The organism is Micromonospora purpureochromogenes (assembly GCF_900091515.1).
GTDB lineage: Bacteria > Actinomycetota > Actinomycetes > Mycobacteriales > Micromonosporaceae > Micromonospora > Micromonospora purpureochromogenes.
This window is the reverse complement of the sequence record NZ_LT607410.1, coordinates 992366-1005422: the sequence shown is the minus strand read 5'-3', so window position 1 is coordinate 1005422 and position 13057 is coordinate 992366. Positions and strand designations below refer to the sequence as shown.

General features: G+C 73.9%; 13 protein-coding genes. 7 read left to right on the top strand and 6 right to left on the bottom strand.

Annotated features, from left to right (window positions below):
• Positions 1 to 36: 36 nt before the first annotated feature.
• The 6 genes from GA0074696_RS04640 to folP all read right to left on the bottom strand — a co-directional run bounded on the left by GA0074696_RS04640 (position 37) and on the right by folP (position 4165).
• The gene (locus GA0074696_RS04640; RefSeq protein WP_088959943.1) at positions 37 to 342 is read right to left on the bottom strand and encodes a hypothetical protein; all 306 of its coding nucleotides are present in this window, start codon (positions 340 to 342) and stop codon (positions 37 to 39) included.
• A gap of 54 nt (positions 343 to 396) precedes the next feature.
• Positions 397 to 1617 carry an ABC transporter permease gene (locus GA0074696_RS04635; RefSeq protein ID WP_088959942.1) on the bottom strand — a complete coding sequence of 407 codons (1221 nt, stop codon included), beginning with the start codon at positions 1615 to 1617 and terminating at the stop codon, positions 397 to 399.
• A 102-nt stretch (positions 1618 to 1719) separates the two neighbouring features.
• On the bottom strand, positions 1720 to 2256 hold the full coding sequence (locus tag GA0074696_RS04630) for a DUF3180 domain-containing protein (protein WP_088964355.1): 537 nt from the start codon (positions 2254 to 2256) through the stop codon (positions 1720 to 1722).
• Positions 2257 to 2275: 19 nt separating this feature from the next.
• Positions 2276 to 2803, bottom strand: coding sequence for a 2-amino-4-hydroxy-6-hydroxymethyldihydropteridine diphosphokinase (folK, locus tag GA0074696_RS04625; protein ID WP_088959941.1), 528 nt, complete (start codon positions 2801 to 2803; stop codon positions 2276 to 2278).
• The gene (gene folB / locus GA0074696_RS04620) at positions 2800 to 3159 is read right to left on the bottom strand and encodes a dihydroneopterin aldolase (protein WP_088959940.1); all 360 of its coding nucleotides are present in this window, start codon (positions 3157 to 3159) and stop codon (positions 2800 to 2802) included. The genes folK and folB overlap by 4 nt, the downstream gene beginning before the upstream one ends.
• 52 nt (positions 3160 to 3211) lie before the next feature.
• Complete coding sequence (gene folP / locus GA0074696_RS04615) at positions 3212 to 4165, bottom strand: dihydropteroate synthase (protein ID WP_088959939.1); 954 nt, start codon at positions 4163 to 4165, stop codon at positions 3212 to 3214.
• A gap of 333 nt (positions 4166 to 4498) precedes the next feature.
• Between folP and GA0074696_RS04610 the strand changes: the two genes are divergently transcribed.
• Genes GA0074696_RS04610 through GA0074696_RS04580 form a run of 7 tightly spaced genes read left to right on the top strand, consistent with a single transcriptional unit; the run spans position 4499 to position 13051 of the window.
• Positions 4499 to 4813, top strand: a complete 315-nt coding sequence (locus GA0074696_RS04610) for a hypothetical protein (RefSeq protein WP_088959938.1) — start codon at positions 4499 to 4501, stop codon at positions 4811 to 4813.
• A gap of 13 nt (positions 4814 to 4826) precedes the next feature.
• Positions 4827 to 5189: a hypothetical protein gene (locus GA0074696_RS04605; protein WP_067302246.1), complete on the top strand. Its 363-nt coding sequence runs from the start codon at positions 4827 to 4829 to the stop codon at positions 5187 to 5189.
• A 49-nt stretch (positions 5190 to 5238) separates the two neighbouring features.
• Positions 5239 to 8745, top strand: coding sequence for an ATP-binding protein (locus tag GA0074696_RS04600; RefSeq protein WP_088959937.1), 3507 nt, complete (start codon positions 5239 to 5241; stop codon positions 8743 to 8745).
• Position 8746: 1 nt separating this feature from the next.
• Positions 8747 to 10702, top strand: a complete 1956-nt coding sequence (locus tag GA0074696_RS04595) for an MFS transporter (protein WP_088959936.1) — start codon at positions 8747 to 8749, stop codon at positions 10700 to 10702.
• Positions 10699 to 11256 (top strand): hypothetical protein, encoded by a 558-nt coding sequence (locus GA0074696_RS04590; RefSeq protein ID WP_088959935.1) that lies wholly within the window; start codon positions 10699 to 10701, stop codon positions 11254 to 11256. The genes GA0074696_RS04595 and GA0074696_RS04590 overlap by 4 nt, the downstream gene beginning before the upstream one ends.
• Positions 11253 to 12452, top strand: coding sequence for a M23 family metallopeptidase (locus GA0074696_RS04585; RefSeq protein WP_088959934.1), 1200 nt, complete (start codon positions 11253 to 11255; stop codon positions 12450 to 12452). Before GA0074696_RS04590 ends, GA0074696_RS04585 begins: the two co-directional genes overlap by 4 nt.
• Positions 12449 to 13051, top strand: a complete 603-nt coding sequence (locus tag GA0074696_RS04580) for a hypothetical protein (protein WP_088959933.1) — start codon at positions 12449 to 12451, stop codon at positions 13049 to 13051. The genes GA0074696_RS04585 and GA0074696_RS04580 overlap by 4 nt, the downstream gene beginning before the upstream one ends.
• Positions 13052 to 13057 lie beyond the last annotated feature (6 nt).

The window sequence follows — 13057 nt, the reverse complement described above, 5'->3', positions numbered from 1 at the left end:
GGCGGGCAAACCTGCGCCAGCCGGCGCTACGACCGGTCAGTGCTTCACCAGGTAGTCGATGAACGCCGCGCGCAGCAGCGGCGCCGACTCCTCGTACCCGTGGCCGGTCAGTTCCCGCCACAGCGCCGAGGCCTCGTCGATGGTCGGGCCGATCGAGTTCGGCGCCCCGTCCAGCGCGGCGGCCTCGTCGGCGTTCGGCAGGTGCCGCAGCACCGACCAGAAGAAGCCCACGTCGCGGCGCTCCCGGGCCAGCGCGAAGGCCCGCTCCCGCAGCTCCTCGGTGGGAAGCGCGTCGAGCTGGTCGAAGGTGCGGCCGGTACCGGCGGAAGGAGTCTCGCTCATGCCCGCGAGCCTAACCGGCGAGATCACCTACGGCCCGTCGGACGCGGGCACGCCTCACCGGTCGTCGTCGTCCCAGCGGCGCGACCCGGTCTCCCAGCGGGGGGCCTCCCACGGGTCCGGCGGGGTGGCGGTCGACTGGGCCGGCAGCGCGGGCGCCCAGTTGTCGACGGTGCTCGGCCGGGGCAGCGACCAGCCGGTGCTGATCGTGCCGTCGCCGGCGGGCGCCGTCTCGGCCGGCTCGCCGATCGCCCCGCGCGGGCGCCCACACGCCTCGACCAGCCGGGTCACCACCAGCCCGACGCCCAGCGCCGCGCCGCCCACGGTCCACCGGGAGACCGTCCAGCCGCGCGCGGTCGCCCAGGCCAGGAAGACCACCACCACGCCCACCGCGAGCAGGGTGCCGAAGACCCCGCCGCGCCGGCCGTACGCGCTGGTGCCGCCGAGCATCGCCACACCGACCGCCAGCACCGTCCAGTCCAGCCCCGACGTCGGTACGACCGGGCCGGCGGCGTTGGCGGCCAGCAGCACCCCGGCCAGCATGGCGAGCACGGTGGAGCCGACCAGCGCCGCGGCGGTGACCAGGGCCGCCAGCACGCCCCGGCGGCGGGCCGGGTCGACCACCGGCCGGAACCGGCCGACCACCCGCCGGACCGCCCGGATCGCGCCGAACATCCCGCCCAGCACGGCGACGGCCGCGAACCCGGCGAAGAGGTAGAAGGCCGTGCGGCGCGGGTCGTAGCCGGCCTGCACTACGACCGCGCCGGAGCGCCGCTCGATGTAGACGATCACGGCCGCGGCGGCGGCGAGGCTGGCCGCCCAGCCGGGCACGTGCAGCACCACCACGGCCAGGGCCAAGGCGAGGCCACCGACGGCGGCGGCCACCAGGGCCGGGGTGAGCGCCGCCGGGACACCCCGATCGCCCTGCTCGGCGAAGTGCAGCGCGGCGGCGACGGCGATCGGCCCGACCGCCAGGTTCACCGCCGCGGTCCGCAGGCTCAGCCCGGCGGCGAGGGCCAGCAGGCCGAGCGCGACCACGTCGACCAGGAGGGTGCGCAGCCCGTCGCCGCGCAGCGCGTCGGCGTCCTCGCGGCGGAGCAGCAGCACCACACCGACCAGGCCGACCAGGAGAAGTGTCTCCCACACCAGGTGCACGCCGACCCGGTCCCGGCCCGGCTCACCGTGCGCGGGATCGTCGAAGACGTTCTCCAGCACGGTGGCGGGCACCCCGGGCGTGGGCTCCGCAGATCCGGCCCGGCCTGGTTCGTCGTACGCCATGCCGCGCGCCTCCCACGTGGCCGGCCGTCCTCGTTGACGGCCGTCTGCTCTCCGGTCGCCAGGGACGGTACCTGCGCGCGGGGCCGCGCGTAACCCCCCTGATCAGCGGCGGGGCGGGGGGCCCTGCCGCTCGCCCGGCTCCCGGTCCTCGTCGTCCTCCTGCTCGGGGACCCGGCAGGCGCGTTCGAGCCAGAGCGCGGCGGCGGTCAGGGCGAGCGAGGCGAGCAGGCCGGCGCCGGCCGCCGGCCGGTCGTCCATGGCGGCGTTGGTGTCCTCGATGAAGAGCCACGCGGTCAGCCCCGCGTAGAAGCCCGTGAAGATCGCCCCGGCCAGGGCGGACGCCTTGGCCAGCACGACGAACCGGGCGACCAGCAGCGGGTTGACCGGTTCGCGGCCCGGCCGGCGCTCGATCCGGCTGCGGGTGTTGGTCGCCGCGAACGCCTCGAGCACCGCGAGCGCGGCCAGCGTCACCACCGGCAGCCAGGGCAGGTCCGGCGCGACGTCGTAGTAGAAGGTGCTGATCAGCAACCAGGCCACCGCCGCGGCGCCGAGGGCGGCGACGACCAGGGTGGAGATCCGGGTGGGGCCCATCCGGAAGCGGTCGGGCTCGCTTCCGCGCGGGGGCTGCGCCTGGGTCATGCCGGCCGGCTCCACTCGGTCATGGGGTCGACTCTAACGCCAGATCGGGCCGGGGGCTCAGTTCCAACGCGTCACCGGCCAACGGCTCGGCGTTGAGCAGGTCGGTCAGCCAGCCGTGTCCGGGCAGCCTCCCGTGCGGCTCGATGTCGATCCACGGCCGCAGCACGAACGCGCGCAGGTGGGCGCGGGGGTGCGGCAGGGTGAGTTCGGGGTCGTCGCTGAGCACCGGCTCGCCGGCCGCGTCCCAGACGGCGATGACGTCCACGTCCAGGGTGCGCGGTCCGAACCGGCGCTCGGGGTCGCGGACCCGGCCGGCCGCCCGCTCGGCGGCCCGGGCCCGGTCCAGCCAGTCGCGCGGGGTCGCCGCCGGGTCCGCGACCATCACCGCCGCGTTGAGGTACGCCGGCTGGTCGGCGTCCCCCCACGGTGGAGTCTCGTAGACCCCGGAGACCACCAGGACCGCGTCGCCGAGCGCGGCGACCGCGGCACGCAGGTGGGCGAGGCGGTCGCCCAGGTTGCTGCCGAGGGAGAGCACGGCCCGGGTCATCGGGTACGCCGCATCGTCACGGCGACGTCGGAGAAGGTGTGCGGGATCGGCGCCTCGGGCTTGTGCACGGTGACCGTGGCGGCGGCGACCAGCGGCTCGGCCAGGCAGACCGCGAGCAGCCGGTCGGCGAGCGTCTCGATCAGCGCGACCGGTTCGCCGGTGATGACGGCGACCAGCTTCTCGGCCAGCTCGCCGTAGTGCACCGTGTCGGTCACCTCGTCGGAGCGGGCCGCCGGGGCGAGGTCGAGTTCGAGCACCGCGTCGACGACGAACTCCTGCCCCTGGGCCCGTTCGAAGTCGTAGACGCCGTGCCGACCGCGCGCCCGCAGGCCGGTCAGCTCGATCCGGTCGGTCATCGCTCTCCCTCGTCCCGGCCGACGTACGCGGCGGTCCCCAGCCCGGACGCGGTCACCGCGCCGGCTCGCTCTGCTGCCGGCCGACAGGCCCGGCCGCCCCCACCGCCGGCACGCCGGCACCGCCCGGTTCCGCGCCGTCCCGGCCGGCGCGGCGCGCGGCCGGCTCGGCGACCAGGCGGGGGCGGCCGGTGGCCTGCCAGACGGCGAGCGCGTCGGCGGTGCCGCGCACGTCGTGCACGCGTACCCCCCAGGCGCCGGCGGCGACGGCCAGCAGGCTGGTGGCGGCGGTGGCCGCCTCCCGGTCGGCGGTGGGGCGCGGCTCGCCGTCGGCGTCGGCCAGCAGCCGGCCGAGGTACGACTTGCGGCTCGCCCCGAACAGCAGCGGGAAGCCGAGCGCGACCAGCTCGGGCAGCCGGGCGCTGAGCTCCCAGTTGTGCGCGGCGGTCTTGGCGAAGCCGAGGCCGGGGTCGACGATGATCCGGTCGGCGGCCACCCCGGCGGCCAGCGCCTCGTCGACCCGCCGCCCCAGCTCGGCGCGCACGTCGGCGACCACGTCGGTGTAGGTGGTCAGCTCGCGCATCCCGCGCGAGTGCCCGCGCCAGTGCATCAGCACCCAGGGACAGCCGGCGTCGCGCACCACCCGGGCCATGTCGGGGTCGGCGAGCCCGCCGGAGACGTCGTTGACGACGGTCGCCCCGGCGGTCAGCGCCGCCTCGGCCACCGAGGCCCGGCTGGTGTCGATGCTCACCGCCACGCCGGCCGCGGCCAGCTCCCGGATCACCGGCAGGACCCGGGCCGCCTCGGTCGCGGGGTCGACCCGGTCGGCGCCCGGCCGGGTGGACTCGCCACCCACGTCGACCAGCGCGGCGCCCTCCGCCCGCAGCCCGACACCGTGTGCGACCGCGGCGTCGAGGTCGGCGTAGCGGCCACCGTCGGAGAAGGAGTCGGGCGTGACGTTGAGGACGCCCATCACCACCGGGGCCTGGGCCCGTACCAGATCGGTCACGACTAGACGGTACCGGTCGTCCACGCCCGCTCCGGCGGCCCCCTGACATGCGTATTGGAACAGGTGTACGATCGGTCGTCCGGGTCGAATCGGGCCGACTCTTCGCGGGTTGTCGCAAAGGAGGGCGGGCCGTACGCTGTGGAATTGCCCAGCATCGAGATGGCGAAGCCTGGAGGGAGGGCCGAAGCGGGAAAAATCCCCCCAAAGCTCACCACTCTACGTGGTGGGTAACGAACGCAGCGTCGCCGACGCTGCGCTGAGTGAGCACATTTCCCGCCAGGCTTGCCTACTGCACCGCCGCGGCACCGCCGGCCGCGACATGGGGAGGTTCCAGTGATCGCCTTCGAGCTCATGCAGACGGCGACGTCCGGCGTCGCGCAGGCCCTGCACACCCTGGCGACGACACCGCTCGCCGAAGAGGCCCCGAAGGGCATCGACACCAACGGCGTCGTCACCTTCTTCGCCAGCAAGATCGCGCCCATCCTGCTCGCCGTGCTCGGTGTCATCTTCATCGGCCGGGCCAGCCGGGGTGAGATCTCCAAGGTCCTCACCAGCTCGGCCATCGCGATCGTCGGCCTGGCCTTCATCGCCGGGGCGGCCACACTCTTCTTCGTCGGTGACTACCTGATCGACCTGATCTTCGAATAGGCCCGGGCGAGACATGCGGCTGCGCACCGACGACGACATCTACCGGGCTCGCCTGGTCTACCTCGGGCCGCCCGGCTACACCCTTCCCGTCCACCTGCCGTACGCCCAGTACGGCCTGTTCATGCTGCTCGTACCCCTCTACATGTTCATCCACTGGCTGTTCACGCTGCAGGTCGAGCTCTTCCCCGCCTGGGAGATCGCGCTCGCCATCGTGAGCACCTCGTTCATCTTCCGGTACGTCGACCCGGACCGGCCGGCACGGATGGTCATCCGCACCGCCCTGACCGACTGGCGACGCACCCGGGAGCCGGCCGCCGAGCTGCGGGACCCCCGCCTGGTCGGCAGCCGGATCAGGATCCGGGAGGAACTGGCATGACCGGGCGTACGTCGATCGGGCAGTCGAACCACGCGGGTGAGGCGGTCGCATGAGTCGCTCTTCCACGCCGGGTTTCCCGGCCGGACGTCACAGCGCCCCGCACGGTAACCGTGCGCGGTCGCTCGACTACCCGGAGGAGGAGATCCAGGACGAGCAGCCGTCCGACCCGGCCCTGGTGACCAGCCCCGGGCAGGGTGGCGTCGGCGTCTTCCAGCCACCGCGGCCGGCGAACGGCCGGGGCGTACCTCCGGTCGAGCCGAGCCCGCCGATGCTCGTCGGCGACGGCACCGACATCGACTCCCCGTTCCTCGACCTCTTCGGCGGCTCCGGCGCACCCCCGCGTCCCGGCCCGCCGCCCCCGGTGTCGTCCCCGCGCCGCGGCCGGGAGCACCCGGCGATCCCGCACCAGTCGGCGGCGCCCCCGGCCTCGGCCGCGCCGCAGCCCGCCATCGCGCCGGAGACGCCGGCGGCGATCGAGGCGCCGGCCGCCGACCGCCCCGCCCGCACCCGGGTTCCGCACCAGCCCGGCGACCGCCTGCCGGTGCTGCGCCCGCCGGCGGAGGCCGAGCCGGTCGCGGACCGACCGGTGGAGACCCCGGCGCCACGCCTGCCGCGCGCGGTGCCCGCCGAGCCGCTGACCGCGCGCGAGGCCACCGAACGCAGCCGGCGGGAGGCCGTCGAACGAGCCCGGCGGGAGGCCGCCGCGCCGGCCCGCCGGGAGATCGTCGCACCGGTCCGTCCCGAGCCGACCGAGCGGACCGAGCCGGAGTGGCCGGAGCCGGAGGAGCTGCCCCGCTCGGCGCCCGCCGGGTCGTCCCGACGGGAGATCGAGGAGCCGGCCCGGCACGCGATCGCCGAACCCGGCCGGCGCGAGCTGGCCGAGCCCGGGCCGCAGGAGCCGGCGGAACGGGCGTCCCGGGAGCTGGCGCCGCCGCGCCAGCGCGCGGCCAGCCGGCGCACCCCCGCCAAGCCCGTCCGGGTACGCCCTCCGAAGATCAAGTTTGGGGACCGGGACCCGTCGATCGACCTGGCGATCACCGAGATCGCCGGCCACCTGACCTTCACTCCCAACACCGTCACCGCCTGGTACTGGCTGCCCGAGGTGCGCTGGGCGTTCCGTCCGGACGCCGAACGGGAGGCGCTGCTCTCGGCCATCTCGGAGCAGTACGCCGGCCTGGCCGGCTTCCGGTTGCACCTGCGCCGCACCACCCGCCCCTTCCCGGCCGACGAGTGGGCCCGCACCATCGACGCACACACGGCCACGCCGCTGCCCGACGTCCCCGCCACGCCCGGCTGGGCCGACCACCTGGTCGCCGCCCAGCGGCACCTGATGTCGGTCAACCACGCCGAGGGGCAGACCTACCTCGGCGTCACCTTCGCCCGGCGCTCGCTCGGCGACTCGCTCACCGAGCGGCTGCTGCGCACCTTCGGCCGGGGCACCGCCGACGGCGAACGCCGCAAGCTCGGCCGCACCGTCGAGCAGTTCGACGAGGTGCTGGGCGCGTTCGGCATGCGCGGCCGCCGGGTGACCGCGCAGGAGCTGGAATGGCTGCTCTACCGCTCGGTCGCGCTCTGCATGGCGCCCCCCGGCACGCTCTCCCCGGTGACCAACGGCCGGTGGGAGCGGGGGGACCTGCTCGCCCTCACCGAGCAGGTGGAGCGCTACCGCACCCCGTACGGCTCGACGGTGAAGCTCGTCAACCGGATGACCGGCGAGGAGCGGCACGTCGCCGTGCTCGCCGTCGGCCGGATGGAGCCGCTGGAGATCCCCGAGCGGCACGAGCCCTGGCTGCACTTCCACGAGCGGCTGCCCTGGCCGATGGAGATCTCCACCCGGGTCGACATCCTCGGCTCCGGCGACTCCTTCCGTAATCTGGAGCACCGGCTGCGGATGATCCGCTCGCAGCAGCTCGACTACGCCGAGCACGGCATCGACGCCCCGCCCGAGCTGGAGCGACTGGCCAAGCGGGCGCTGGTGATCGGCGACGAGATGACCACCGGCCTGCCGGTGGACTCGGCCCGCGCGCACGGCTGGCACCGGATCGCCGTCGGCGGCCGGACCAGGGAGGAGTGCCTGGAGCGGGCCCGGCGGCTCATCCAGCTCTACTCCCGCGAGCTGCGCATCTCCCTGCAACACCCGAAGAACCAGGACTGGCTGGCCCGCGAGTTCATCCCCGGCGAGCCGATCGCCAACACCGGCTACGTCCGGCGGATGCCGGTCAACCTGCTCGCCGCCGCGCTGCCACAGGCCGCCTCCACCGTCGGTGACCGCCGGGGCGACCTGATCGGGCGCACCGCCGGCACCTGCCGCCGCCCGGTCTTCCTCGACCTGCACTTCCCGATGGAGGTCCGGGAACGCTCCGGCCTGGCGGTCTTCGTCGCCGAGCCCGGTGGTGGCAAGTCGACCCTGCTCGGCGCCCTCGGCTACCTGGCCGCGCGGCGCGGGGTGCAGGTGACCCTGCTGGATCCGTCCGGCCCGCTGGCCCGGCTCTGCGCGATGCCCGAGCTGCGACCGTACGCGCGGGTGCTCAACCTGACCGGGTCGGAGCAGGGGACGCTGGCCCCGTACTCGCTCATCCCCACCCCGCTGCGCAGCGAGTTCGGCAGTGGCGCGGCGGGCGACCGGGAGTTCGAGATCGCGGTCTCCAACGCCCGGGCCGAGCGCCGGATGCTGGTGCAGGACATCTGCATGATGCTGGTGCCGCCGCAGGTGGCCCGCGAGGCGTCCACCGCGACCCTGTTCCGGCACGCCGTACGCCAGGTGCCGGCGGAGGAAACCTCCACGCTGGACGACGTGGTCGCCTGCCTGCAGGGGATGGACGACGACGCCGGCCGGGAGCTGGCCAACCTGCTGCTCGACACCGCCGAGATGCCGCTGGCGATGCTCTTCTTCGGCCGCCCGCCGGAGGGGTTGCTCGGGGCCGACGCGGCCCTCACGGTGATCACCATGGCCGGCCTCCGGCTCCCCGACCTCAAGATCGAGCGGGAGTACTGGTCCGCCGAGGAGGCGCTGGCCCTGCCGATGCTGCACACCGCGCACCGGCTCGCCGTGCGCCGCTGCTACGGCGGGTCGATGTCGTCGCGCAAGCTGGTCGGCCTGGACGAGGCGCACTTCATGGAGGGCTGGCGCTCCGGCCGGTCGTTCCTGGTCCGGCTGGCCCGGGACTCCCGCAAGTGGAACCTCGCCGCCCTGGTCGCCTCGCAGAACCCGAAGGACATCCTCGGCCTCGACGTGCAGAACCTCGTCTCCACCGTCTTCGTCGGGCGGATCGCCGAGGACGCCGAGATCGCCTCCGAGGCGCTGCGGCTGCTCCGGGTGCCGGTCGACGACGGGTACGAGGCCACCCTCGCCTCGCTCTCGGCCGTGGACGCCACCTCGGCGGACCGGCTTGGCTACCGCGAGTTCGTGATGCGCGACGTGGACGGCCGGGTGCAGAAGGTCCGGGTCGACGTGTCGTACGTCGAAGGGCTGCTGGCACACCTGGACACCACCCCCGCCGGGGTCGCCCAGGTGGCCGGGCAGCTGCCGACCGTCCTGGCTGACCTGGAGGCGTGACATGGCGAGGGCCCGGGCACGGATCGCGGCGCTCCTCCTCGCGATCGGCGTACTCGCCGGTGCCACCATCGCCTGGCCGGTGATCGGGGCGACACCGGCGGTGGCGGCCCCGCCGGTGACGGCCCAGGCGGCAGCGGAGCTGTGCAGCACCAAGGAGTGGCAGGCCGACTTCCGCGCCTGCGTCGCCAAGCTGCAGCAGGTCAGCGAGGACCAGGTGAAGTGCCGCAACGCGCCGGTGCCGACCACCCCGGATTCGGGGCTCGCAGGCTGGTTCGCCTCCAGGCCCGACTCATCCAAGCTTGGCGGCCCGAAGGGCCTCTACAGCGACTACGGCTACGCCGGCTACAGCTTCAACACGTACGACCTGGACGAGGGATGCGCATCGTCGGTGCTGCATCCCGACTACAAGTTCACGACGACGGTCGCCAACGGTGAGTTCATGTTCGCCACAGCCATCATCGGTGCCTCGAACGCCCTGCGGGAGCGGGCGTGGGACCCGCGTTCGATGTGGGGCTGGGCCGACCCGCTGGTGGAGAAGGCGACCAAGGCCGTCTACCAGAAGGTGTTCAGCGTCTTCGGCATCGTCACGCTCTGCGTGGTGGGTCTGTACCTGCTCTGGCGTTCCCGCCAGTCGGACATGAGCAACGCGATGACCACGGCCGGGTGGGCCCTGCTGGTGATGGTCGCGGTGACCGCCCTGGCCGCCTGGCCGGTCAAGTCCGCCAACATCGCCGACGGCACGCTCATCACCTCCCTCGGCGTCGTCCACGACGCGGTGGGGCCGGCCTCCCGTGACACTCCGCCGGGCCAGTGCGACGATCCGAACCCGGCGGCGTGCAAGGACAATCGGCCGCCGGCCGTCCGGGCCAGCGACACGGCTACCGAGTCGATGCTCTACCGCAACTGGCTGCGTGGGGTGCTCGGGTCGGCGGACAGCGAGACCGCCAAGAAGTACGGACCTGCGCTCTACGACGCCAAGTCGCTCTCCTGGGAGGAGGCGGAGAAGCTCCGGCAGAATCCCGCCACTCGACCGGCGACGATCAAGGCCAAGCAGCAGCAGTGGGCCAGGGTCGCCGCTCAGATCAAGTTGGAGGACCCGGAGGCGTACGAATACCTCACCGGCGCCCGGGACATGGACCGGATCGGGTCCGGCTTCATCGCCGTGCTGGCCTCGCTGCTCTTCGCGATGTTCGACCTGACCGCGTCGCTGCTGGTGCTGCTCGGCTTCCTGATCTTCCGCTGGGCGGTCATCGCGGCACCGATCCTGGGCACGGTTGGCCTGCTGAGACCGGCCAGCGCCGGGCTGCGGCGACTCGGCAACGCGGTCGTCGCGGCGGTGTTCAACATCGCCATCTTCGGCACCGGAGCCGCCATCTACCTCTTCGCGGTGGACCTGATCATGAGCACGCCCACCCTGGCCGGCTGGCTCCAGGTGGTGCTGGTCTGGCTCTGCGGCGTGGTCGGCTGGCTGCTGCTGCGACCGTACCGGCGGATCACCCAGCTCGGCGGCAAGGACAGCAGCGAAGCGGTCAGCTCGGCCGGCTCCTGGCACCGTCGCTTCTTCCGGGACATGCGCATCGCCGCCCGGCTCGACGTGGTGGAGCCGGGCGGCACGGCCGAACCGGCCGTCGCCCGGCGGCGGGGACTGGCGCTGGAGCCGTCGAACCTGCGTCCCGAGGCTCGGCGGGAGGACCCGTCGCACTCCTCCACCACCCTCGCCGTGCGGGAACGACCGGACGGCCGGGAGCGGCCGGACGAGACCGAGCAGCCGGAGGTGCGGTCCGGTGGCGGCGAGCGGCGCTCCGCACCGCGCCCCCGTCGGCAACAGCCGGCGAGCTGGACGGAGCCGGACGTGCCGGAGGAATCGCCGTCCTTCGTGGTGTACCGACCGGACTCGGCCGAGCGCGCACCGGCCAGCACCAGGCCCAGCCCTCGGGTGCGCTCCGAGGCACGGTGACGGCGATGCGACGGGCGATCGAGTTCCTGGCGACCCGGGTCCTGCGGTCCCGGATCGGTATCGCGCTCGCGATCGCCGTGCTGGTCTTCGCGGTGATCGGGACCGCCCGCCTGGTGACCGGCCCCGTCGACCCGGCCATCGGGCTGAGCAACCGCCCACGCGAGCCCATCACCACGGTGGACCCCACGGAGGGCGACGACGGCGTCATCGCCACACCGGTGCCGGCGTCCCCCAGTACGCGTCCCGGTGAGCTGACCCCTCAGCAAATCGCGGACCGGTTCGCCAAGGCGTGGCTCGGTGGGTCGGCCGTCACGGCGGAGAAGTGGCATTCCGACCTGCGCCCGCTGTCCACGGCGGGGCTCACCGAGAAGCTGACGGGCGCCGATCCGGCGGGGGTGCCGGCGGAGAAGGTGACCGGGGAGTTGATTCTCCGGCCGCGCACGGAGGCCTTCGCGGAGGTGCTGGTCCCGCTGGAGACCGGGCGGCTCCGTCTTGAGTTGGTGGCGCCGGACGGGCGCTGGTTGGTGGACGCCGTGGACTGGGAGCGGGAATGACTGCCGAGCTGCCGGGGGTGGGCCAGCCGCCCCGTCGCCGACTCCGGGTCGGCGCCGTGGTCACCGCGCTGACCGCCACCCTCACCCTGCTCTGCTGCGGCGGCGGCACGGCCGCGTTCTTCCTCACCAACCTCGGCGGCGACGACGAGGATCTGGTGTCCTCCGAACAGAGGTGCGGCGAGGACCACCGGGTCGACGTCACCGGCAGGATGCCGCGGATGTCCGACTACGGCGACAGCCAACTGCGCAACGCCGCCGTCATCATCAAGGTCGGGCAGGAGATGAAGGTGCCACCCCGCGGCTGGGTGATCGCGGTGGCGACCGCGATGCAGGAGTCGGCCCTGCGCAACCTGGCGAACAGCACGGTCGCCGGATCCGGCGACATCCCCAACGAGGGGGTGGGGCGCGACCACGACTCGGTCGGTCTGTTCCAGCAGCGGGCCGGGTGGGGCAGCGTGGCGCAGCGGATGAGCCCCGACTACGCCGCCCGCAAGTTCTACGAGAAGCTGCTCAAGGTCGACGGTTGGGAGCGGCTCCCGCTGACCCTCGCCGCCCAGCGGGTCCAGATCAGCGCCTATCCGGACGCGTACGCCAAGCACGAAGACACCGCCAGCCGGATCGTGAACGCGCTGGCCAAGGGTGCCGCCCGGACGGTGCGGATCGCCGACAAGACCATCTGCGACCGGGCGTCCGCCAAGACGATCGCCGCCTCCGGCTGGACGTCACCGATCCCCGGCAGAGTCGGCTCGGGCTTCCGGACGGCGAGCCGACCGCAGCACAACGGGGTGGACATCGCCGCGCCGAAGGGGACCACGCCGATCCACGCGGCGGCCACCGGGCGGGTGCTGGTGGCCCGCTGCGACCCCGACCACCGGGGCCGGCTCGACTGCGACGTGGACGGCTACCCCGGCAAGGGGGGCTGCGGTTGGTTCGTCGACATCCTGCACGCCGGCGGGTACATCTCCCGCTACTGCCACATGGTGGAGAAGCCGCTGGTCGTCCCCGGTCAGGAGGTGCGGGCCGGTGAGGTGATCGGGCGGGTGGGCAGCAGCGGCAACTCCTCCGGCCCGCACCTGCACTTCGAGGTGCACCGGGACAGTGACCGCAGCTCGCTCGGGGCGATCGACCCGGTGCCGTTCATGCTGCAGCGGGGTGCGCCCCTCAACGGGTCGAGCCCGAGGCAAGCGGCACGATGAGCGGTCCGCTGCCGGATCCCTTCGCCGGGCAGCCCGACTGGGCGCCACTGACCCCCCGGCCGGTCGAGATCGTGCCCGCCACCGGGCGGGTCGAGCTGCGCGGCCGGCGGGTCCTGGTCGGTCTGCCCGGCCTGGGCTGGCGGGGTGACCTGCGGGCCGACGAGAGGGTGGTGCAGGGCAGCCGCACCTACGTGCCGGTGATCCCCGAGCACGAGTGGTACCGGGCCGAGTCCGACCAGGTCGAGGTGTTCGCGCCGTTGATCCCGGTGGAGCGGGTCTGGGTCGAGACGCTCGGCGAGCGCCCGTCGCCCGGGGCGGCCGCCCGCGAGCAGGGCATCCGGCTGGTCTCGTTGGACGAGCCGGCCAACCGGATACCGACGCCGGTCTTCGAGGCCGACACGGTCAGCGGCCGGCGGGTGGTGCACGTCGAGGATTTGGTCGAGCACCGGGATCTGCGCGCGGTGACCGAGACCTACTCCGGCGCCGACGGCGACATCTGCGTCCGGGTCACTCCGGAGCTGGAGTGGTACCGGTGGGCCTGGCGCGGGCAGCCACCGACCACCCTAGAGGTGCCGGTGCATCTCTTGTGGATCGAGTGAGGGCGG